Source organism: Streptomyces argenteolus, from assembly GCF_042902585.1.
Taxonomy (GTDB): Bacteria; Actinomycetota; Actinomycetes; order Streptomycetales; family Streptomycetaceae; genus Streptomyces; species Streptomyces argenteolus.
In genome coordinates this window covers 108,815-129,782 of record NZ_JBIBEG010000001.1, presented here as the reverse complement: position 1 = coordinate 129,782, position 20,968 = coordinate 108,815, and the positions used below count along the sequence as shown (strand labels likewise).

The 20,968-nt window shown below is 71.2% G+C and carries 21 protein-coding genes; 20 read left to right on the top strand and 1 reads right to left on the bottom strand.

Features of this window, described 5'->3' with window-relative positions:
* Positions 1-400 precede the first annotated feature (400 nt).
* The 5 genes from nsdA (at position 401) to ffh (ending at position 8,053) form a co-directional block, all read left to right on the top strand.
* Entirely contained in the window at positions 401-1,873 is a 1,473-nt protein-coding gene (gene nsdA / locus ACFY8O_RS00565) for a transcriptional repressor NsdA (protein WP_145810837.1), read from the top strand.
* Positions 1,874-2,210: 337 nt separating this feature from the next.
* Positions 2,211-3,563, top strand: a complete 1,353-nt coding sequence (locus tag ACFY8O_RS00560; RefSeq protein ID WP_145810835.1) for an ammonium transporter — start codon at positions 2,211-2,213, stop codon at positions 3,561-3,563.
* Complete coding sequence (locus tag ACFY8O_RS00555; protein ID WP_033304048.1) at positions 3,560-3,898, top strand: P-II family nitrogen regulator; 339 nt, start codon at positions 3,560-3,562, stop codon at positions 3,896-3,898. Before ACFY8O_RS00560 ends, ACFY8O_RS00555 begins: the two co-directional genes overlap by 4 nt.
* 32 nt (positions 3,899-3,930) lie before the next feature.
* On the top strand, positions 3,931-6,384 hold the full coding sequence (locus ACFY8O_RS00550; protein ID WP_387897464.1) for a [protein-PII] uridylyltransferase: 2,454 nt from the start codon (positions 3,931-3,933) through the stop codon (positions 6,382-6,384).
* 121 nt (positions 6,385-6,505) lie between these two features.
* Positions 6,506-8,053, top strand: coding sequence for a signal recognition particle protein (gene ffh / locus ACFY8O_RS00545; protein WP_145810831.1), 1,548 nt, complete (start codon positions 6,506-6,508; stop codon positions 8,051-8,053).
* A gap of 70 nt (positions 8,054-8,123) precedes the next feature.
* Here ffh and ACFY8O_RS00540 read toward each other — a convergent pair whose 3' ends face one another.
* Positions 8,124-8,987, bottom strand: a complete 864-nt coding sequence (locus ACFY8O_RS00540; protein WP_387897460.1) for a methyltransferase domain-containing protein — start codon at positions 8,985-8,987, stop codon at positions 8,124-8,126.
* 521 nt (positions 8,988-9,508) lie between these two features.
* On the opposite strand from ACFY8O_RS00540, the gene ACFY8O_RS00535 reads away from it, so the two are divergent.
* The 15 genes from ACFY8O_RS00535 to dprA all read left to right on the top strand — a co-directional run bounded on the left by ACFY8O_RS00535 (position 9,509) and on the right by dprA (position 20,903).
* Positions 9,509-10,102 (top strand): hypothetical protein, encoded by a 594-nt coding sequence (locus tag ACFY8O_RS00535; protein WP_003965961.1) that lies wholly within the window; start codon positions 9,509-9,511, stop codon positions 10,100-10,102.
* A 155-nt stretch (positions 10,103-10,257) separates the two neighbouring features.
* On the top strand, positions 10,258-10,695 hold the full coding sequence (gene rpsP, locus ACFY8O_RS00530; protein WP_145810827.1) for a 30S ribosomal protein S16: 438 nt from the start codon (positions 10,258-10,260) through the stop codon (positions 10,693-10,695).
* A 2-nt stretch (positions 10,696-10,697) separates the two neighbouring features.
* A complete protein-coding gene (locus ACFY8O_RS00525) occupies positions 10,698-10,937 on the top strand; it encodes an RNA-binding protein (protein ID WP_014153811.1) in 240 nt (79 codons plus the stop codon).
* A gap of 106 nt (positions 10,938-11,043) precedes the next feature.
* Positions 11,044-11,640 (top strand): ribosome maturation factor RimM, encoded by a 597-nt coding sequence (gene rimM / locus ACFY8O_RS00520; protein ID WP_387897457.1) that lies wholly within the window; start codon positions 11,044-11,046, stop codon positions 11,638-11,640.
* A complete protein-coding gene (gene trmD / locus ACFY8O_RS00515; protein WP_387899492.1) occupies positions 11,640-12,461 on the top strand; it encodes a tRNA (guanosine(37)-N1)-methyltransferase TrmD in 822 nt (273 codons plus the stop codon). Before rimM ends, trmD begins: the two co-directional genes overlap by 1 nt.
* A 124-nt stretch (positions 12,462-12,585) precedes the next feature.
* Positions 12,586-12,936, top strand: coding sequence for a 50S ribosomal protein L19 (gene rplS, locus ACFY8O_RS00510; RefSeq protein ID WP_014048592.1), 351 nt, complete (start codon positions 12,586-12,588; stop codon positions 12,934-12,936).
* A 45-nt stretch (positions 12,937-12,981) separates the two neighbouring features.
* A complete protein-coding gene (lepB, locus tag ACFY8O_RS00505; RefSeq protein ID WP_387897452.1) occupies positions 12,982-13,752 on the top strand; it encodes a signal peptidase I in 771 nt (256 codons plus the stop codon).
* Positions 13,745-14,776, top strand: a complete 1,032-nt coding sequence (gene lepB / locus ACFY8O_RS00500) for a signal peptidase I (protein WP_145810821.1) — start codon at positions 13,745-13,747, stop codon at positions 14,774-14,776. The genes lepB (ACFY8O_RS00505) and lepB (ACFY8O_RS00500) overlap by 8 nt, the downstream gene beginning before the upstream one ends.
* On the top strand, positions 14,721-15,602 hold the full coding sequence (gene lepB, locus ACFY8O_RS00495) for a signal peptidase I (RefSeq protein ID WP_387899489.1): 882 nt from the start codon (positions 14,721-14,723) through the stop codon (positions 15,600-15,602). The genes lepB (ACFY8O_RS00500) and lepB (ACFY8O_RS00495) overlap by 56 nt, the downstream gene beginning before the upstream one ends.
* Before the next feature lie 50 nt (positions 15,603-15,652).
* On the top strand, positions 15,653-16,432 hold the full coding sequence (gene lepB / locus ACFY8O_RS00490) for a signal peptidase I (RefSeq protein WP_387897449.1): 780 nt from the start codon (positions 15,653-15,655) through the stop codon (positions 16,430-16,432).
* Entirely contained in the window at positions 16,422-16,910 is a 489-nt protein-coding gene (locus tag ACFY8O_RS00485) for an NUDIX hydrolase (RefSeq protein WP_145810817.1), read from the top strand. Before lepB (ACFY8O_RS00490) ends, ACFY8O_RS00485 begins: the two co-directional genes overlap by 11 nt.
* Positions 16,911-16,973: 63 nt before the next feature.
* The gene (locus tag ACFY8O_RS00480) at positions 16,974-17,282 is read left to right on the top strand and encodes a DUF2469 domain-containing protein (RefSeq protein WP_003965949.1); all 309 of its coding nucleotides are present in this window, start codon (positions 16,974-16,976) and stop codon (positions 17,280-17,282) included.
* Positions 17,283-17,752: 470 nt separating this feature from the next.
* Positions 17,753-18,112, top strand: a complete 360-nt coding sequence (locus ACFY8O_RS00475; RefSeq protein ID WP_145810815.1) for a YraN family protein — start codon at positions 17,753-17,755, stop codon at positions 18,110-18,112.
* Positions 18,112-19,734: a YifB family Mg chelatase-like AAA ATPase gene (locus tag ACFY8O_RS00470; protein WP_387897446.1), complete on the top strand. Its 1,623-nt coding sequence runs from the start codon at positions 18,112-18,114 to the stop codon at positions 19,732-19,734. The genes ACFY8O_RS00475 and ACFY8O_RS00470 overlap by 1 nt, the downstream gene beginning before the upstream one ends.
* Entirely contained in the window at positions 19,731-20,903 is a 1,173-nt protein-coding gene (gene dprA / locus ACFY8O_RS00465) for a DNA-processing protein DprA (RefSeq protein WP_387897443.1), read from the top strand. Before ACFY8O_RS00470 ends, dprA begins: the two co-directional genes overlap by 4 nt.
* Positions 20,904-20,968 lie beyond the last annotated feature (65 nt).

The window sequence follows — 20,968 nt, the reverse complement described above, 5'->3', positions numbered from 1 at the left end:
CCGGTGGTTACGACCTGGAGTCGCGGACGTCCTCCGGCGCCGCCGGCGATCACCGGCGCACGGGGTGGTGTCACCGGGGTGCGCGACGCGACTCCCGCGCCCCTGAATGCTTCACTCCGCCCGATAGCTGATCGCGGCCTGTCAAGTGAATCGCGGACTGCGTCGAACGGGTTCATCCGAAGGGGTGGCGAATGGTGGCGTTTCCGCAACACCCCTCGCGGTGACGGTGATCGTAGGATTACCGTCGGTACTCGAACCTGCAATTGCATGTGCGCGTGGGTATGCCCCGGGCAACCCGATGATCCGTTCGATGGTGTGCAAGGCCCGTACGGCCGCCACCGAGGCACGGCATTCTGATAGAGGTTCGCGCGACAGATTTCAGCGGGATGGGGGCGTTCCAGTGAGTGGCAGCGGCGCAGGCGAGACGAATGCCGGAAAGCGCCCCAACGGGCAATTGGGATCGTGGTTCGTGCGCAGCGGCTGGTCCAAGGGCGAACTCGCGCGCCAGGTGAACCGGCGAGCCCGCCAGCTCGGCGCCCACCACATCAGCACCGACACCTCCCGGGTGCGCCGCTGGCTGGACGGCGAACAGCCGCGCGAACCCATCCCCCGCATCCTCTCCGAGCTCTTCTCCGAGCGGTTCGGCAGCGTCGTCGCCGTGGAGGACCTCGGACTGCGCGCCGCGCACCAGGCGCCCTCCGTCGCGGGGGTCGACCTGCCCTGGGCCGGTCCGCAGACCGTCGCGCTGCTCAGCGAGTTCTCCCGCAGCGACCTCATGCTCGCCCGGCGCGGATTCCTCGGCAGCTCCCTCGCGCTGGCCGCCGGGCCCACCCTCATCGAGCCCATGCAGCGCTGGCTGGTGCCCGTGGCCCCGGGCCGGGTGGAACCGGAGCGCACGGCGTCCGAGGGCCGCCCCTCCAAGCTCTCGGGACCCGAGCTCGACCTCCTGGAGTCCACCACGGCGATGTTCCGCCAGTGGGACGCCCAGTGCGGCGGCGGGCTGCGCCGCAAGGCCGTCGTCGGGCAGCTCCACGAGGTGACCGACCTCCTCCAGGAGCCGCAGCCGGAGGCCACCGCCAGGCGGCTGTTCCGCTGCGCGGCCGAACTCGCCGAGCTCGCGGGCTGGATGAGCTACGACGTGGGCCTCCAGCCCACCGCCCAGAAGTACTTCGTCCTCGCGCTGCACGCCTCCAAGGAAGCGGGCGACAAGCCCCTGGGGTCGTACATCCTCTCCAGCATGAGCCGCCAGATGATCCACCTCGGCCGGCCCGACGACGCGCTCGAACTCATCCATCTCGCCCAGTACGGCAGCCGTGACTGCGCCACCTCCCGGACCCAGGCCATGCTGTATGCGATGGAGGCGCGCGCCTACGCCAACATGGGGCAGCCGAGCAAGTGCAAGCGAGCCGTCCGGATGGCCGAGGACACCTTCGCCGACGCGGCTCTCGACGACGAGCCCGAGCCCGACTGGATCCGCTTCTTCTCCGACGCCGAACTGCACGGAGAGAACGCCCACTCCTACCGCGACCTCGCCTATGTCGCCGGCCGCAGCCCCACCTACGCCTCCCTGGCCGAGCCCGTCATGGCCCGCGCCGTCGAGCTCTTCGGCGACGACGACGAGCACCAGAGGTCCTACGCCCTCAACCTGATCGGCATGGCCACCGTGCATCTCCTCCAGCGCGAGCCCGAGCAGTCGACCGTGCCGGCCACGCAGGCACTGAAGATCGCCAAGAGGGTGAGGTCGGAGCGCGTCAACACCAGGCTCCGCAAGACCGTCGACACCGCTGCCAGGGACTTCGGCGACGTCCCCGAGGTCGCCAGGCTCACCGACCTGCTCAGCGAGCAGCTCCCGGAGACCGCCGAAGCGGTCTGACCGGCACCCGCGCCACCGGCCACGACAGCCGCACCGCACCATCCGACCGGCTCCCCCATCGCCAGGTCAGCGGGCCGCTGCCGTGGCCGGTTCACGTTCCCGGGCGTGTCAACCCCGCCGTATGCGGCGCAGGCAGCATGGTAGGCACCGCAACGGCACCGCCACTCCGGGTTCATCGGCACGTAACACGTCGCGAGGCTTCGTCACTGCGGTGAAACATCGTGCGGCATTCGTGGAAACCGCGCTGCGCGAATCTCATGGCGCATAACCGGCCCGCACCTTTTCACCGTGGTCCCGCACCCCCGCACGTGGCCGCACCGACGACGAGGAGACGCCGATGCCCCCAGGCATCACGACGCTTGCCGCAGACACTCCGCAGCTGTCTGCCGCCAACACAGGGTTCATGCTCATCTGCTCCGCGCTGGTGATGCTCATGACCCCGGGTCTGGCCTTCTTCTACGGAGGCATGGTCCGCGTCAAGAGCACCCTGAACATGCTGATGATGAGCTTCATCAGCCTCGGGATCGTCACGGTCCTGTGGGTGCTCTACGGATTCAGCCTCGCCTTCGGCGCCGACGTCGGCTCGGTCATCGGCTGGAGCTCGGACTTCGTCGGCCTCAGCGGTATCGGCGTCACCGAGCTCTGGGACGGCTACACCATCCCGGTGTACGTCTTCGCCGTCTTCCAGCTGATGTTCGCGATCCTCACCCCGGCCCTGATCAGCGGCGCCCTCGCCGACCGGGTCAAGTTCACCTCCTGGGCCCTGTTCATCACCCTGTGGGTCACCGTCGTCTACTTCCCGGTCGCGCACTGGGTCTGGGGTGCCGGCGGCTGGCTCTTCGAGCTCGGGGTCATCGACTTCGCCGGTGGTACCGCGGTCCACATCAACGCCGGTGCCGCCGCCCTCGGTGTGATCCTCGTCATCGGCAAGCGGGTCGGCTTCAAGAAGGATCCGATGCGGCCGCACAGCCTGCCGCTCGTCATGCTCGGTGCCGCCCTCCTGTGGTTCGGCTGGTTCGGATTCAACGCGGGCTCGTGGCTCGGCAACGACGACGGCGTCGGCGCGGTCATGTTCGTCAACACGCAGGTCGCCACGGGTGCGGCGGTCCTCGGCTGGCTCGCCTACGAGAAGATCCGCCACGGCTCCTTCACCACGCTGGGTGCCGCGTCCGGCGCCGTCGCCGGCCTCGTCGCCATCACCCCCGCGGGTGGTGCGATCAGCCCGCTGGGCGCCATCGCGGTCGGTCTCATCGCCGGTGTGGTCTGCGCCATGGCGGTCGGCCTCAAGTACAAGTTCGGCTACGACGACTCCCTCGACGTCGTGGGCGTCCACCTCGTCGGCGGTGTCCTCGGCTCCCTCCTCGTCGGCTTCTTCGCCACCGGCGGTGTGCAGTCCGACGCCAAGGGCCTCTTCTACGGCGGCGGGCTCGACCAGCTCGGCAAGCAGGCCGTCGGCGTCTTCGCGGTCCTCGCCTACTCCCTGGTCGTCTCCGCCGTCCTCGCCTTCGTCCTCGACCGGACGATCGGGATGCGGGTCAGCGAGGACGACGAGGTCTCCGGCATCGACCAGGTCGAGCACGCCGAGACCGCGTACGACTTCAGCGGCGCCGGCGGCGGCTCCACCGCCCGCACCACTCCTCCGGCGCCCGGCACCACGGCAGCCCCGACGAACAAGAAGGTGGACGCATGAAGCTCATCACCGCAGTCGTGAAGCCGCACAGGCTGGACGAGATCAAGGAGGCCCTGCAGGCCTTCGGAGTCCAGGGCCTCACGGTCACGGAAGCGAGCGGCTACGGGCGTCAGCGCGGGCACACCGAGGTCTACCGTGGTGCCGAGTACACCGTGGACCTCGTACCGAAGATCCGCATCGAGGTGCTCGTCGAGGACGAGGACGCGGAGCAGCTCATCGACGTGGTCGTCAAGGCGGCCCGCACGGGCAAGATCGGTGACGGCAAGGTCTGGAGCGTTCCGGTCGACACCGCGATCCGCGTACGGACCGGCGAGCGCGGCCCGGACGCACTCTGACCGACGGTTCCTGTGAACGGAAAGGCAGCTGGGTGACGAGCACCGAAGTGACGACCGAAGCAGAGGACTCCGGACCCAGCGGCTATGCGGCGGCCCGGCTGCGCCTCCTCCAGGAGGAGGCGCGGTCCGGGCCGCCGCGCCGTGCCGCCCTGGCGCGGCTCACCGACGACTGGCTCACCGCGCTGTTCGACGCGGCGGCCGAGGCGGCGGGCGTGCGCGGCGCCGCCCTCGTCGCCGTCGGCGGCTACGGCCGCGGCGAGCTCTCCCCGCGCAGCGACCTCGACCTCCTGCTCCTGCACGACGGCAGCGCCGACGCCGCGGCCGTCGCCACCCTCGCGGACCGCATCTGGTACCCCGTCTGGGACCTCGGCCTCGCCCTCGACCACTCCGTACGCACCCCCGCCGAAGCGCGGAAGACCGCGGGCGAGGACCTCAAGGTCCAGCTCGGGCTGCTCGACGCGCGCCCGGTCGCCGGTGACCTCGGCCTCGTCGCCGGACTACGCACCGCCGTCCTCGCCGACTGGCGCAACCAGGCGCCCAAGCGGCTCCCCGCCCTGGACGAACTCTGCCGCGAGCGTGCCGAACGCATGGGCGAGCTCCAGTTCCTCCTGGAACCCGACCTCAAGGAGGCCCGCGGCGGCCTGCGCGACGCCACCGCCCTGCGCGCCGTGGCCGCCTCCTGGGTGGCCGACGCCCCCCGCGAGGGGCTCGCCGAGGCCCGCCGTACCCTCCTCGACGCCCGTGACGCCCTCCACCTGACCACCGGCCGGGCCACCGACCGGCTGGCCCTCCAGGAACAGGACCAGGTCGCCCGGTCCCTCGGCCTCCTCGACTCCGACGCCCTGCTGCGCCAGGTCTACGAAGCCGCCCGGACCGTCTCGTACGCCACCGACGTCACCTGGCGCGAGGTCAACCGCGTCCTGCGCGCCCGCTCCGCACGGCCCCGGCTCCGGTCGATCCTCGGCGGCGGAGCGAAGACCGCCCCGGACCGCACGCCGCTGGCCGAGGGCGTCGTCGAGGCGGACGGCGAGGTCGTCCTCGCGCGCACCGCGCGCCCCGAACGCGACCCGGTGCTCACCCTCAGAGCCGCCGCGGCGGCGGCCGAGGCCGGGCTCCCGCTCTCCCGCCATCTCGTACGCCACCTCCGGACCGCGGTCCAGCCGCTCCCCGTGCCGTGGCCCCCCGAGGCCCGCGAGGAGCTCGTCACCCTGCTCGGCGCCGGCGAATCCACCGTCGGTGTGTGGGAGGCCCTGGAGGCCGAAGGCATCATCACGCGCCTGCTGCCCGACTGGGAGCGGGTCCACTGCCGCCCCCAGCGCAACCCCGTCCACACCTGGACCGTCGACCGCCACCTCGTCGAGACGGCCGTGCGCGCCTCCTCGCTCACCCGCCGCGTGGGGCGCCCGGACCTCCTCCTGATCGCCGCCCTGCTCCACGACATCGGCAAGGGCTGGCCCGGGGACCACTCGGTGGCGGGTGAGGTCATCGCCCGCGACATGGCCGCCCGGATCGGCTTCGACAAGCAGGACGTGGCCGTCGTCGCCACGCTCGTACGCCACCACCTGCTGCTCGTCGAGACCGCCACCCGGCGCGACCTCGACGACCCCGCGACCGTGCGCGCCGTCGCCACCGCCGTGCGCAGCGCGTCCACGCTGGAGCTGCTGCACGCCCTCACCGAGGCCGACGCCCTGGCCACCGGCCCCGCCGCCTGGAGTTCCTGGCGCGCGTCCCTGGTCGCCGACCTGGTCAAGCGCGTGGCGGCCCTGCTGGCGGGGGAGGAACCCGCCGAGCCGGAACCTCTCGCGCCCAGCGCCGAGCAGGAACGCCTCGCCGTCGAGGCCCTGCGCACCGGAGAGCCGGTCCTGGCCCTGCACACCCGGCCCGAACCGGTGGCCGAGGACGGGGAGCCGGAGCCCGTCGGCGTCGAACTGCTCATCGCGCTGCCCGACCGCCCCGGGGTGCTGCCGGCGGCGGCCGGCGTCCTGGCCCTGCACCGCCTGACCGTCCGCGCCGCCGATCTGCGCGCCGTCGAGCTCCCGACCGAACTGGGCGAGACGGCCGACCTGCTGGTGCTCAGCTGGCGGGTGGCCGCCGAGTACGGCTCGCTCCCGCAGGCCGCCAGGCTCCGCGCCGACCTCGTACGCGCCCTGGACGGGTCCCTGGACATCCCGGCCCGCCTCGCGGAACGCGAGGCCGCCTATCCGCGGCGGCGCGGAATGAAGGCGCCCCCGCCCCGGGTGACCGTCGCGGCGGCCGGCTCCCGCCTGGCCACCGTGATCGAGGTCCGCGCCCAGGACGCCCCCGGACTGCTGCACCGGATCGGCCGGGCGCTCGAACAGAGCGCGGTACGGGTACGGAGCGCCCACGTCTCCACGCTCGGAGCGAACGCCGTCGACGCCTTCTACGTCACCGGTACGGACGGCGAACCGCTGCCTCCGCAGCGGGCCGCGGAGGTGGCCGGGGAGGTGGAGAAGGAGCTGGGCTGAACCCCGGCCCCGGCCCCGTTCGTCACGAGAAACGGGCGAGGGCTTTGCGTTCCCCGGGGTCCGGATACCCTGGAGGGCGACTGACCTGCCCCGCCCCCGACCCTGAGGACCGACGAGCGCCGTGTTCGATACTCTCTCCGACCGCCTTAGCGCGACTTTCAAAAACCTCAGGGGCAAGGGCCGCTTGTCCGAGGCGGACATCGACGCCACGGCTCGCGAGATCCGTATCGCCCTGCTCGAGGCGGATGTCGCCCTCCCCGTCGTCCGCGCGTTCATCGCCAACGTCAAGGAGCGGGCGCGCGGCGTCGAGGTCTCCCAGGCGCTGAACCCGGCCCAGCAGGTCGTCAAGATCGTCAACGAGGAGCTCGTCGGCATCCTCGGCGGCGAGACCCGGCGCCTCAGGTTCGCCAAGAACCCGCCCACCGTGATCATGCTCGCGGGTCTCCAGGGTGCCGGTAAGACCACCCTGGCCGGAAAGCTCGGCCTCTGGCTCAAGAGCCAGGGCCACTCCCCGCTGCTCGTCGCCTGTGACCTCCAGCGCCCCAACGCCGTCAACCAGCTGAGCGTCGTCGCCGAGCGCGCCGGCGTCGCGGTCTACGCCCCGGAGCCGGGCAACGGCGTGGGCGACCCGGTCCAGGTCGCCAAGGACTCCATCGAGTTCGCCAAGGCCAAGGTCCACGACATCGTCATCGTCGACACCGCCGGCCGCCTCGGCATCGACGAGGAGCTGATGCGCCAGGCCGCGGACATCCGCGACGCCGTCAGCCCGGACGAGATCCTCTTCGTCGTCGACGCGATGATCGGCCAGGACGCGGTCAACACCGCGGAGGCCTTCCGCGACGGTGTGGGCTTCGACGGCGTGGTGCTCTCCAAGCTCGACGGTGACGCCCGCGGTGGTGCCGCCCTGTCGATCGCCCATGTCACGGGCAAGCAGATCATGTTCGCGTCGAACGGCGAGAAGCTCGAGGACTTCGACGCCTTCCACCCGGACCGCATGGCCTCCCGCATCCTCGACATGGGTGACCTCCTCACCCTGATCGAGCAGGCGGAGAAGACCTTCAGCCAGGAAGAGGCCGCCAAGATGGCCTCCAAGCTGGCGTCGAGCAAGGGCAAGGACTTCACGCTCGACGACTTCCTGGCGCAGATGGAGCAGGTCAGGAAGATGGGCTCCATCTCCAAGCTGCTCGGGATGCTGCCCGGCATGGGGCAGATCAAGGACCAGATCAACAACATCGACGAGCGCGACGTCGACCGTACGGCCGCGATCATCAAGTCGATGACCCCGAAGGAACGCGCCGAGCCGACGATCATCAACGGCTCGCGCAGGGCCCGTATCGCCAAGGGTTCCGGTGTCGAGGTCTCCGCCGTGAAGAACCTGGTGGAGCGGTTCTTCGAGGCCCGCAAGATGATGTCGAAGATGGCTCAGGGCGGTGGCATGCCCGGGATGCCGGGCATGCCGGGCATGGGTGGCGGCGCCGGCCGGCAGAAGAAGCAGGTCAAGCAGGCCAAGGGCAAGCGCAAGAGCGGCAACCCGATGAAGCGCAAGGCCGAGGAGCAGGCCGCGGCGGCCCGGCGCGAGCAGGCCGCGCAGGGCGGCGCGTTCGGGCTGCCCGCCCAGGAGGACAAGAACTTCGAACTCCCGGACGAGTTCAAGAAGTTCATGGGCTGACCCGCCCAGGACACGGAGGAAGGGGCGGCCCGCCCGGCGGGCCGCCCCTTTCCTGTTCCCGGTCCGGCGGTTACGCCACGCACACCAGGTAGCGGAAGACGTTCGGCATCCACACCGTGCCGTCGGGCCGCAGATGCGGATGCAGAGCCTCCGCGACCTCCTTCTCCACCTGGGAGCGGTCGGTCGCCCGTATCGCCGCGTCGAACAGCCCGGTCGACAGCAGTCCGCGCACCGCGCTGTCCACATCCGCGTAGCCGAACGGGCAGGACACCCGGCCGGAGCCGTCCGGCTTCAGCCCGGCCCGCGCCGCGACCTCCTCCAGATCGTCCCGCAGGGCCGGGCGCCACCCGCTCACGGGGCGCGGGGCAGGCGACGACCCGGTCAGCCGCGCCGCCACCTGGAGGACGGGGGCCGTGGCGCACCGCTCAGGCGGCCCCCAGCCGGCCAGCACCACCGTGGCACCCCGCACGGCCAGCGGCACGGCGGAGGCCAGCGCGGGCGCGAGCCCCTCGGAGTCACCGGCGGCGCAGCCGATCGGCTGGAAGGCCGTCAGGAGGTTGTACGGCGCGCCCTCCGGCCTGGCGGCGGACACGCCCTCGACGAGCCTGGCCCGCGGAGCCGGGCTGCCGAGGCCCGTGTCCGGCCCCTCGCCGGGCGCGAGGCGCTCGCGCGCCAGCGCCAGACGTTCACGGTCGCTGTCGACGCCGGTGACGCGCGCCCCGCGCGAGGCCGCGATCAGCAGCGCCAGCCCGGAACCGCAGCCGAGGGAGAGCATCCGTGTTCCGGCCCCGACTTCGAGGCGCTCGTACACCGCCTCGTAGAGCGGTGCCAGCATGCGCTCCTGGATCTCGGCCCAGTCACGGGCGCGGGTACCGGCGTCCACCGAGGCGGACGAATCCGCGTACCTGTGGTGCCGGACGAGCGTAGGTGTCATGGAATGCGCCCCAATCCGCCGTGAGGTCGGTCGTGCCCGAGTGAGGTCCCCCATGTCTATGTGCTGTGCATGCGTGCCCACAGCCCCCGTATGCCAGAGAACTCCGCATCGGCGGTCCCGTCCAGGGGTCGGACGGGGTGGGATGGCAGTGACTCACGTGCTCCGGTCGTGCGCCCCCGGCGCCGTGCATGGCGGGCGGGCGCCGGCGGCGGCACGCCTGCCGCTCGCTTCCCCACAGTCTTACCCGACACGCCGGGCGCAGCACGTCGAGCGCTCTCCCCCCGCCCCGCGACCGGCGTGCGCCTGCCGCTCCGTGCCGGGTAATGTCGCCCGCGCGTGCCCTGTGGGTGCCCGTGCGTACGCGTTGCTACGTACCACCTTGGTGCGAGCTGTGAGTCTTCTCCGCTGATCTGCGCACCCGCCCTCGTCCGGACGCATCAAGGGCAACTGGCTGGTACGTGCAAATTATTTGGGATGCCCCGGAATAGGAACACCGGAGCACTCAGGCTCGTTGTCACGACGTGAGCACGACACCACCTGTACTTGCCGCAGAGCTGGCACAGGCGTGGGCCGACATTCAGCGGTACCACCCCGAGCTGCCCGATCTTGCCGCGCCAGAGTCCCTGATCGGAGAGTCGTCGTCCGCATGTGGCGCCGAGCTCTCCTTCGAACGGCTGCTCCATGAGGCAGTCCACGGCATCGCCGCCGCGCGAGGTGTCCGGGACACCTCCCGGGCCGGCCGCTACCACAACCGACGCTTCCTCGCGATCGCCGAGGAGCTGGGCCTCGACCATGCCGAGGAGCCCCACCCCAGCAGCGGATTCTCGTTGGTGACGCTGAATCCCGAGGCCAAACGCAGATACCGCCCGACGACGGAACGGCTGCAGCGTGCGCTGAAGGCGCACACCGTCGCCACCGCCGCCGACACCAAGCGCTCGTTCCGCGGTCCCGCGGCGCGGCACGGCTCGTCCGGGGGAGGGGTGCGGGTCAAGGCCGTCTGTGACTGCGGGCGCAACGTCCGCGTCGTCCCGTCGGTCCTCGCCCAGGCGCCGATCGTCTGCGGCGGGTGCGGAAAGCCGTTCCGTATCCCGGAAGCGGCGGTCGCGGTGGGGTGACCCGACGCGGTGTGGCACAATGGTCAGCTGTACTCGACAGTCGCACAGGACCCCTCTCTCCTCCGGCTGACGCGTCCATCGGGCACCCGAGTACCGCAACCCCACGTGGCATCTTTTGTGCCCAACCACGTCAGAGACCAGGAGACACCACTTCCGTGGCAGTCAAGATCAAGCTGAAGCGTCTGGGCAAGATCCGTTCGCCTCACTACCGCATCGTCGTCGCCGACTCCCGTACCCGCCGTGACGGCCGGGCCATCGAGGAGATCGGCCTGTACCACCCGGTGCAGAACCCCTCCCGCATCGAGGTCAACTCGGAGCGCGCGCAGTACTGGCTGTCCGTCGGCGCCCAGCCGACCGAGCCGGTTCTCGCGATCCTGAAGCTCACCGGTGACTGGCAGGCCCACAAGGGCCTCCCGGCCCCCGCGCCGCTGCTGCAGCCGGAGCCCAAGGCTGACAAGCGCGCCCTGTTCGAGGCCCTGGCCACGGACGGCGACGAGGCCAAGGGTGAGGCCATCACCCAGAAGGCCAAGAAGTCGGACAAGAAGGCGGACGAGGCGGCTGACGCTGCGTCCACCGAGTCGACCGAGGCCTGAGCATGCTCGAGGAGGCTCTTGAGCACCTCGTGAAGGGCATCGTCGACAACCCCGACGATGTGCAGGTCGCCTCGCGTGACCTGCGCCGTGGGCGCGTCCTGGAGGTCCGGGTCCACCCGGACGACCTCGGCAAGGTGATCGGCCGTAACGGCCGCACCGCGCGCGCTCTGCGTACCGTCGTGGGTGCCATCGGCGGACGTGGAATCCGTGTCGACCTCGTCGACGTGGACCAGGTTCGCTGAAAGAGTTGAACACCGGCCGGGGCCGGGGAGGGCTTTCGAGCCGTCCCCGGCCTTTGTCGTCCGTACATGACCGCCTCCTCAGTCAGAGATCATCGGGAGAAGTAGCGTGCAGTTGGTAGTGGCGCGGATCGGTCGCGCCCACGGCATCAAGGGCGAGGTCACCGTCGAGGTGCGCACCGACGAGCCCGAGCTCCGGCTCGGGCCCGGGGCCGTGCTGGCCACGGAGCCCGCCCAGGTGGGACCGCTGACGATCGAGACCGGCCGGGTGCACAGCGGCAGGTTGCTGCTGCGGTTCGAGGGCGTGCGCGACCGCACGGCCGCGGAGGCGCTGCGCAACACGCTGCTGATCGCCGAGGTCGATCCCGAGGAACTGCCCGAGGACCCCGACGAGTTCTACGACCACCAGCTCATGGACCTCGACGTCGTCCTCGCCGACGGCACGGAGATCGGCCGGATCACCGAGATCTCGCACCTGCCCTCCCAGGACCTGTTCATCGTCGAACGGCCGGACGGCAGCGAGGTGATGGTCCCCTTCGTCGAGGAGATCGTCAGCGAGATCGACCTGGAGGAGCAGCGCATCGTCATCACGCCCCCGCCGGGCCTGATCGACGAGAGCGAGGCCGTGATCGCGTCGACCCGGGACGCCGACGAGGACGGTGCCGAGGGTGGCGCCGACCGCGACGGGCAGAAGGGCGACGCGTGATGCGGCTCGACGTCGTCACGATCTTCCCGGAGTACCTGGAACCGCTGAACGTCTCGCTCGTCGGCAAGGCGCGCGCCCGTGGCAGCCTCGACGTACGGGTCCACGACCTGCGGCAGTGGACCCACGACCGGCACAACACGGTGGACGACACCCCCTACGGGGGCGGGCCCGGCATGGTCATGAAGACCGAGCCGTGGGGCGAGGCGCTGGACGAGGTGCTCGCGGACGGTTACGAGGCCGGAGCGCACTCCCCGGTGCTCGTGGTGCCCACCCCGAGCGGCCGGCCCTTCACCCAGGAGCTGGCCGTGGAGCTCTCCGCGCGGCCGTGGCTGGTGTTCACCCCGGCCCGTTACGAGGGCATCGACCGCCGGGTGATGGACGAGTACACGACCCGGTTGCCGGTCGTGGAGGTGTCCATCGGCGACTACGTCCTGGCCGGCGGGGAAGCGGCCGTCCTCGTGATCACGGAGGCGGTGGCCCGGCTGCTGCCCGGAGTGCTGGGCAACGCCGAGTCGCACCGCGACGACTCCTTCGCCCCGGGAGCCATGGCCGACCTGCTCGAAGGGCCGGTCTACACGAAGCCGCCCGAGTGGCGCGGACGGGGCATCCCCGACGTGCTGCTCAGCGGCCACCACGGCCGGATCGCCCGCTGGCGGAGGGACGAGGCGTTCCGCCGTACGGCGCTCAACAGGCCCGATCTCATCGAGCGTTGCGAGGCGTCCGGCTTCGACAAGAAGGACCGCGAGATCCTCTCCATCCTCGGCTGGTCCCCGGAGCCCGGCGGACGATTTTGGCGCAGGCCCGAGGCCGTGGAAGAATAGGCCCGCTGTACGTCCGGCGCGCGCCCCTGCCACAGGGGGAAAGACGCCCGCCCGATGTGATCAGCATCCGAACTTCCCACTCTCCCGTCGATGACCTGTGGCATCGGCGAAGAAAGCAGACAACATGGCTTCCCTGCTCGATGGCGTCAACGCCGCCTCGCTCCGTACCGACCTCCCGGCGTTCCGCCCCGGTGACACGGTCAACGTCCACGTGCGCGTGATCGAGGGCAACCGCTCCCGTATCCAGCAGTTCAAGGGCATCGTCATCCGCCGCCAGGGCTCGGGCGTCAGCGAGACCTTCACGGTCCGCAAGGTCTCCTTCAGCGTCGGCGTCGAGCGCACCTTCCCGGTGCACAGCCCGATCTTCGAGAAGATCGAGCTCGTCACCCGCGGTGACGTCCGTCGCGCCAAGCTGTACTTCCTCCGTGAGCTGCGCGGCAAGGCCGCGAAGATCAAGGAGAAGCGCGACCGCTGATTCCCCTCCGGCGTCCACAGCGCGGCCGGATAGGATTCGGCCCCGATGGACACGGAAGCACAGCACATGGAGCGCGATCGCTCCTCCAGCCCCACGGACGGGCCGGAGGAGGGGTCGCGCTTCACGCATGTCACGGACTCCCGGGTCACGTCGATGTCCTGGGGACGCACCGTCTTCCTGGGCATGCTCTGCACGACGGCCCTGCTGCTCTTCAGCGCCTTCGTGCTGCAGCCCTTCCTCATCCCGAGTGGCTCGATGGAGCCCACGCTGAGGGTCGGGGACCGGGTCCTCGTCAACAAGCTGGCGTACCGTTTCGGCTCGGAGCCGCAGCGCGGCGACGTGGTGGTCTTCGACGGCACCGGTTCCTTCGTGCGGGAGACGCCCGGGGGCAACGCCCTCGGCGCGTTCGTGCGCGGGGCGGCCGCGTCCCTCGGGCTGGTCGAGCCCGCCGGGACCGACTTCGTGAAGCGGGTGGTGGGCGTGGGGGGTGACCGGGTGGTCTGCTGCGACCAGCGGGGGAGGCTCGAGGTGAACGGTGCTCCGGTGGACGAGGAGTACCTGCACCCCGGCGACCGTCCGTCCGGCGTCGCCTTCGACATCGTGGTACCCCCGGGCACGCTGTGGATGATGGGGGACCACCGCAGCAGGTCCCGGGACTCCCGGGACCACCTGGGGCAGCCGGGGGGCGGCATGGTCCCCGTCGACCGGGTGACAGGACGGGTGGACTGGCTCGGCTGGCCGCTCGGCAGGCTCGGTTCCCTGGAGGGGACCGACGCGTTCGCGGGCATACGGCCGGCGGGCCCGGACCATGGGTAACCGGGGGCGCGGACGGGGAGCGCCGGACACGGACCCGCCCCTGCCCACCGGGTCCAGGCCCACCACAGGCCGTTCACTGCCCACGCGGGCGGAGCGCCGCAAGCTGGCCCGCAAGGTCAGGCGCCGCAGGCGCAGGTCCGCGATCAAGGAGATACCCCTCCTCGTCCTCGTGGCCCTGGTCATCGCCCTGGTGCTCAAGACCTTCCTGGTCCAGGCCTTCGTGATCCCCTCCGGATCGATGGAACAGACCATCCGGATCGGTGACCGCGTCCTGGTGGACAAGCTGACCCCGTGGTTCGGGTCGAAGCCGCAGCGCGGCGACGTGGTGGTCTTCAAGGACCCGGGCGGCTGGCTCCAGCAGGAGAACGCGGAGCCCGAGGACCCGCCCGCAGGCGTCAAACAGGTCAAGGAACTGCTGACCTTCATCGGGCTGCTGCCCTCGGCCGACGAGCAGGACCTGATCAAGCGTGTGGTGGCCGTCGGGGGTGACACCGTCACGTGCTGCGGCGCCGACGGGAGGCTCACGGTCAACGGCGTCGCCCTCGACGAGCCCTATCTGAACCCCGGCGATGTGCCGTCCACTCTCAAATTCGAGGTAAAGGTTCCCGAGGGCCGCATCTTCGTCATGGGCGACCACCGGTCGAATTCCGCGGACTCGCGCTTCCATCTCGACAAACCGGGTAAGGGCACGGTCTCGGAGGACGAGGTCGTCGGGCGGGCCGTCGTGATCGCCTGGCCCTTCGCCCACTGGCGCAGGCTGGAGGAGCCCGGGACGTACGCGTCGGTCCCTGAGGGGCGCGCCGGGACGACAGCCGCGCCGGGCCCGTCGAATAGTGTGTCCTCCCAGGATCGCAACGGAATGGTCCTGCTCCCGACCCCTGCGGAACTCCCGCTCGTTATGGGAGTGGTGGGCCTGCGCCGAATCGGGCGTGGGCGGTGGCACGGAGTGAGGAGTGGATGTGGGGGATTTGGCGGTCGGCGCACGATCCGGACACGACGAACCCGAGGACCGGCCGACGGGTGACGGGGTCCCGGCGGAGGCGGGGAGTGACGGCGATTCCACGGGCGGGGGAAGTACGGCGGTGAAGAAGCCGCGCTCGTTCTGGAAGGAACTGCCTCTCCTCATCGGTATCGCGCTCATTCTCGCGTTGCTGATCAAGACGTTCCTGGTGCAGGCGTTCTCGATCCCCTCGGACTCCATGCAGAACACACTGCAGCGTGGTGACCGGGTGCTGGTCGACAAGCTCACCCCGTGGTTCGGCTCGGAGCCGGAGCGCGGGGAGGTCGTGGTCTTCCACGACCCGGGCGGCTGGCTGGAGGACACCGCGACGCCTGAGCCGAACGCGGTGCAGAAGTTCCTGAGCTTCATCGGGCTGATGCCGTCGGCCGAGGAGAAGGACCTGATCAAGCGGGTCATCGCGGTCGGCGGTGACACCGTCGAGTGCAAGAAGAACGGGCCGGTCACGGTCAACGGCAAGGCCCTGGACGACAAGTCCTTCATCTTCGAGGGCAACAGCGCCTGCGACGACGAGCCGTTCGGGCCGATCCATGTGCCCGAGGGCAGGATCTGGGTGATGGGCGACCACCGCCAGAACTCCCTGGACTCGCGTTACCACCAGGAGCTGCCCGGTCAGGGCACGGTGTCCACGGACGAGGTCGTCGGACGCGCCGTCGTCATCGCCTGGCCCGTCAACCGCTGGGCGACCCTGCCGGTGCCGAGCACGTTCGACCAGCCCGGCCTGAACGCTGCCGCCGCTGCCGCAGTGCCCGGAGCACTCGGTGTAGCCGGGGCGCTGCCCCTCGTGTTCTGGCGTCGCCGCAGGCTGACCCACGGGCGTACCGCCGGGTAGGGTGCCGACTCGGATCAGCGATTGTCGATCTCCGATGGGGGAGCGCTGGGATGAGTGGAACAGGACGTACGGATGACGGCCGCGGCCGGCTCGGCACTGTGGTGTCGAACCTGGCCGTGGCCGTCGGCTGTGTGCTCTTCCTCGGCGGCTTCGCCTGGGGAGCGGTGGTGTACAAGCCGTACACCGTGCCGACCGAGTCGATGAGCCCGACGGTGAACGCGGGGGACCGGGTGCTCGCCGAGCGGATAGCCGGCGACGAGGTGCGCCGGGGTGACGTGGTCGTCTTCACCGACTCGACCTGGGGTGATGTGCCCATGGTCAAGCGCGTGGTCGGCGTGGGCGGTGACAAGGTGGCCTGCTGCGACAAGGACGGCCGGCTCACCGTCGACGGCGAGCCCGTCGACGAAGCGTATCTGCGTGCGGAAGGCGCCTCCTCGCTTGGCGGCCCCGACGCGAAGGCCCCCGCCTCCCCCCAGAACTTCACGGCCGAGGTGCCCGAGGGGCAGCTCTTCCTCCTCGGGGACGAGCGCAACACCTCCATGGACTCCCGCGTCCATCTGCAGGACCCGGGGCAGGGTTCGGTGCCGCGCAGTGCCGTCCAGGCACGGGTGGACGCGGTGGCATGGCCCTTGAACGGCATGATCGAGAGGCCCCGCGCCTTCGCCGCACTGCCCGGCGGGGTGTCGTCCAGCGGCCCGCTGCGGCTCCAGCTCACCGGCCTCGTGGTGGGCGCGGTCCTCATACTGGGAGGAGCGGCCTACGGCACGCTCGCGGCCCGGCGGTCCGCCCGCCGGCCCGGACGGCAGGGGGTGTCCACCGGTGCTCACTGAGACGCGCAAGGTCGCCCGCGTGGTGCTGCTGGACCCCGACGACCGGATCCTTCTGCTGCACGGCTTCGAGCCCGGCGATCCGGCCGAGACCTGGTGGTTCACCCCGGGCGGTGGTCTGGAGGGCGACGAGACCAGGGAAGAGGCGGCGCTGCGCGAGCTGGCGGAGGAGACGGGAATCAGGGACGTCTCCCTCGGCCCGCTGCTGTGGACGAGGACCTGCTCCTTCCCCTTCGACGGCCGTCGCTGGGACCAGGACGAGTGGTATTTCCTCGCGCGCACGTCGCAGACCGCCACGGACCGGAAAGGCATGACCGAGCTGGAGCTTCGCAGCGTCGCCGGTCTGAGGTGGTGGACGTCCGCCGAACTTCTCGCCACGCGTGAGACGGTGTATCCGACCAAGCTCGCCGGGCTGCTGCGCACGCTGCTCGACGAGGGTCCCCCGCTTGTTCCGCTCGTTCTCGCCCCCGAAATCGTGTAATCGGCCAGGGTCGCGCAGGGCTGACGCACAATAGGGGGACGCACGGCTGAAGGGGAACATGCCATGAGCGCCGAGGACCTCGAGAAGTACGAGACCGAGATGGAGCTGAAGCTCTACCGGGAGTACCGCGATGTCGTCGGTCTGTTCAAATATGTGATCGAGACCGAACGGCGCTTCTACCTCACCAACGATTACGAGATGCAGGTGCACTCGGTCCAGGGTGAGGTCTTTTTCGAGGTTTCCATGGCGGACGCCTGGGTCTGGGACATGTACAGGCCCGCACGCTTCGTCAAGCAGGTCCGCGTACTGACATTCAAGGACGTGAACATCGAGGAGCTCAACAAGAGCGACCTCGAACTGCCCGGGGGCTGATCCAGGGGCCCCGTACGAGGGCTCGCCGCGACCCGGTCGACCATCGGTCTCCCTGGTCGCTGCTTGTCTCCGGCTCCCTCGCTCCATGAGGTGGAGCCCCACCACCCGTCTTCCGGTCGTGGGGTACGGCTCCGGCGGTCGTGGGGTACGGCTCCGGCCTGCCCTTGCCTTCCGGTTCACCGGCCGTGTTCCGGCGCACCGCCCGCTTTCGGGTTCGCCGCCCGCTTACGGGTTTGTCGCCTGCTACCGGTCCGCCACCTGTCTCGTGGCCCGCCATCCGTTTCCGGGCGCGCCACCCGTGTTCCGGTGCGCCACTGGTCCCCCCGAGCACGACCCGTCTCCCGGCTCCCTCGTATCCGCGACTTCTCACTCGTACGAGTGGCCGGGATATTCACATCGCCGGAGTTGTCCACCAAGATCCACACGTTCCGGCGGACGGGGTCAGAGTTGGCGCCGGAGGTGGTGCCGACATGAACGCACGGGGGGCACTCGGGCGGTACGGCGAGGATCTTGCGGCGCGGCTGCTGACCGAGGCCGGAATGACCGTCCTGGAGCGCAACTGGCGCTGTCGCGCCGGAGAGATCGACATTGTCGCCAAGGACGGCGACGCGGTGGTCGTCTGTGAGGTGAAGGCCCGCAGGGCGGGCTTCTTCGAGCATCCGATGGAGGCGGTCACACCGGCCAAGGCGGACCGTCTGCGCAGGCTCGCGGAGATCTGGCTCTCCCGGCACGGCGGTCCTCCGCCGGGCGGGGTCCGGATCGATCTGGTGGGTGTGATCCTGCCGAGGCGGGGCGCTCCGGTCGCCGAACACGTGCGGGGCGTGGCCTGATGGGGTTCGCGCGGGCGTGTTCGGTGGCGCTGGTCGGCGTCGAGGGTGTGGTGGTGGAGGTCCAGGCCGATCTGGAACCGGGCGTCGCGGCGTTCGCGCTCGTCGGCCTCCCGGACAAGAGCCTGGTGGAGAGCCGGGACCGGGTGAGGGCGGCGGTCGTCAACTCCGGTGCCGAGTGGCCGCAGAAGAAACTCACCGTGGGCCTGTCGCCCGCGTCCGTGCCCAAGGGCGGCTCGGGCTTCGACCTCGCCGTGGCGTGCGCCGTGCTCGGTGCCGCGGAGCGGATCGACCCCGCGGCCATCGCCGACGTGGTGATGATCGGCGAGCTCGGACTGGACGGCCGGGTGCGCCCGGTGCGCGGGGTGCTGCCCGCCGTGCTCGCGGCGGCGGAGGCGGGGTACCGCCAGGTCGTCGTGCCCGAGCAGACGGCGGGGGAGGCCGCCCTGGTCCCGGGCGTCTCCGTCCTGGGCGTGCGGAGCCTGCGCCAGCTGATCGCCGTGCTCGGCGACGAACCCGTGCCCGACGAGCCCGCCGCCGACCGCGGCCGGCCCGACACGATGCTGAGCGGCCTGATGGTGCCGGGAGCGGGCATCGGCACCGGCCTGGCCCCGCACACGGCCGGAGGCGCGTCGCATCCTCCCGATCTGGCGGACGTCGCGGGCCAGGGCCGGGCGCGCAAGGCCCTGGAGGTGGCCGCGGCGGGCGGGCACCACCTCCTGCTGTCCGGGCCGCCCGGCGCCGGGAAGACGATGCTGGCCGAGCGGCTCACGGCGATCCTGCCGCCGCTGACCCGGCAGGAATCCCTCGAAGTGACCGCCGTGCACTCGGTCGCGGGCATCCTCCCGCCCGGCGAGCCGCTGATCGCCAGGGCGCCGTACTGCGCACCGCACCACTCGGCGACGATGCAGTCGCTCGTGGGCGGGGGGAACGGCCTGCCGAGGCCGGGCGCGGTGTCCCTGGCACACCGGGGGGTGCTCTTCCTCGACGAGGCGCCCGAGTTCTCCGGGCGGGCCCTCGACGCGCTGCGTCAGCCCCTGGAATCCGGACACGTCGTGGTCGCGCGCGCGGCGGGGGTCGTGCGGCTGCCCGCTCGCTTCCTGATGGTCCTGGCCGCGAATCCCTGTCCCTGTGGCAGGCACACGCTGGCGGGCGCGGGCTGCGAGTGCCCGCCGTCCCTGGTGCGCCGCTACCAGTCACGGCTGTCGGGCCCGCTGCTCGACCGCGTCGATCTGCGCGTCGAGGTCGAGCCGGTCGGCAGGGCGGACCTGATGGGGAGCGGCGGGCGGGGGGAGTCCTCCGCCGTCGTCGCCGCCCGGGTGGCGGAAGCCAGGGAGCGAGCCGGGGCGAGGCTCGCGGGCACTCCGTGGGCGACGAACAGCGAGGTGCCGGGCCACGAGCTGCGCACGAGGCTGGTCGCGGCGCCCGGTGCGCTCATGGCCGCCGAGCGGGACATGGAGCGCGGCATCCTCACGGCCCGTGGGCTGGACCGCGTCCTGCGGGTGGCCTGGACCGTCGCCGACCTGAGGGGCGCCGACCGCCCGGACGCCTCGGACATCGCGGTGGCCCTGGAACTGCGCACCGGTATCCAGCGCGGGGTGCCGATGCGGGCCGGTGCGTCGTGACCGGCCCTTCGGCCACCGGCGAGCGGGAGCGGCTGGCGCGCGCCGCCCTGACCCGGGTCTTCGAGCCCGGGGACGAGCGGGGCGGGCGCTGGCTCCGCGAGGTCGGGGCCGTCGAGCTGATACGGCGCCTCACCGCCACGGACGGATCGGCGCAGGCGCTCGCGGGGATGACGGAGACCCGGCTCGGGGGCTACCGCTTACGGGCGTCCGACGTCGATCCCCGCAAGGACCTCGCGGACGTGGCCGCGATCGGAGGACGCTTCGTCTGCCCGGGCGACCGGGAGTGGCCGAGCCAGCTCGACGACCTGGGGGACGCGCGTCCCATCGGGCTCTGGGTGCGGGGTGGATGCGACCTGCGCCTGTGGGCGCTGCGCTCCGTGGCCGTCGTCGGCGCCCGGGCCTGCACGCCCTACGGGGCGCACATGGCGGCGACCCTCGGCGCGGGGCTGGCCGAGCTGGGCTGGGTGGTCGTCTCCGGTGCGGCGTTCGGCGTGGACGGCGCCGCCCACCGGGGAGCGCTCGCCGCGGGCGGGGCGACCATGGCCGTACTGGCCTGCGGGGTGGACGTGGCCTACCCGCGCGGACACGCCGAGCTCATCGGGCGTATCGCGGAACAGGGCCTGATCATGGGGGAACTGCCGCCCTCCGGCCATCCGACCCGCAGCAGATTCATCCTCCGCAACAGGGTGATCGCCGCGCTGACCAGGGGAACCGTGGTCGTCGAGGCGGAGTACCGCAGCGGTTCGCTGGTCACCGCGAGGAACGCGCAGCGCCTGGGCCGCTTCACGATGGGCGTGCCGGGCCCCGCGACCAGCGGTCTGTCGTCGGGGGTCCATGAACTCCTGCGCGGTGAGAGCGTCCTCGTCACCGACGCCGCCGAAATCGTCGAACTGGTGGGGGAGATCGGTGACCTCGCCCCGGTCAGAAGGGGTCCCGTCCTGTCCAGGGATCTCCTCGACGCCGTCGCCGCGCGGGTCCTGGACGCCCTGCCGGCCACGGGCGTCACGGACGGCCGCGACATCGCCCGGAGCGCCGGGACGTCGACGGACGAGGCACTCGGGCGTCTGTACGAACTTCACTCACTGGGGTTCGTCGAACGCCATGGCGGCGGATGGAAGTTGACGTCTGGACCGACATGCAATGGCGGCACGCGGCGAGGCGTTACTTGACCCGGAGCATTCGGGTGAAAAGGTGATGCCGTTGACCTAGGCAGTACCTCTTCAGGCCCGTAGGG

What these genes read in the sequence shown, in the direction of transcription:
- ACFY8O_RS00560 (WP_145810835.1), top strand. Translation starts at nt 2,211, where the DNA reads ATGCCCCCAGGCATCACGACGCTTGCCGCAGACACTCCGCAGCTGTCT.
- ACFY8O_RS00555 (WP_033304048.1), top strand. Translation starts at nt 3,560, where the DNA reads ATGAAGCTCATCACCGCAGTCGTGAAGCCGCACAGGCTGGACGAGATC.
- ACFY8O_RS00540 (WP_387897460.1), bottom strand. Translation starts at nt 8,987, where the DNA reads ATGACACCTACGCTCGTCCGGCACCACAGGTACGCGGATTCGTCCGCC.
- ACFY8O_RS00525 (WP_014153811.1), top strand. Translation starts at nt 10,698, where the DNA reads ATGCTCGAGGAGGCTCTTGAGCACCTCGTGAAGGGCATCGTCGACAAC.
- trmD (WP_387899492.1), top strand. Translation starts at nt 11,640, where the DNA reads ATGCGGCTCGACGTCGTCACGATCTTCCCGGAGTACCTGGAACCGCTG.
- rplS (WP_014048592.1), top strand. Translation starts at nt 12,586, where the DNA reads ATGGCTTCCCTGCTCGATGGCGTCAACGCCGCCTCGCTCCGTACCGAC.
- lepB (WP_387897452.1), top strand. Translation starts at nt 12,982, where the DNA reads ATGGACACGGAAGCACAGCACATGGAGCGCGATCGCTCCTCCAGCCCC.
- lepB (WP_145810821.1), top strand. Translation starts at nt 13,745, where the DNA reads ATGGGTAACCGGGGGCGCGGACGGGGAGCGCCGGACACGGACCCGCCC.
- lepB (WP_387897449.1), top strand. Translation starts at nt 15,653, where the DNA reads ATGAGTGGAACAGGACGTACGGATGACGGCCGCGGCCGGCTCGGCACT.
- ACFY8O_RS00480 (WP_003965949.1), top strand. Translation starts at nt 16,974, where the DNA reads ATGAGCGCCGAGGACCTCGAGAAGTACGAGACCGAGATGGAGCTGAAG.
- ACFY8O_RS00475 (WP_145810815.1), top strand. Translation starts at nt 17,753, where the DNA reads ATGAACGCACGGGGGGCACTCGGGCGGTACGGCGAGGATCTTGCGGCG.
- ACFY8O_RS00470 (WP_387897446.1), top strand. Translation starts at nt 18,112, where the DNA reads ATGGGGTTCGCGCGGGCGTGTTCGGTGGCGCTGGTCGGCGTCGAGGGT.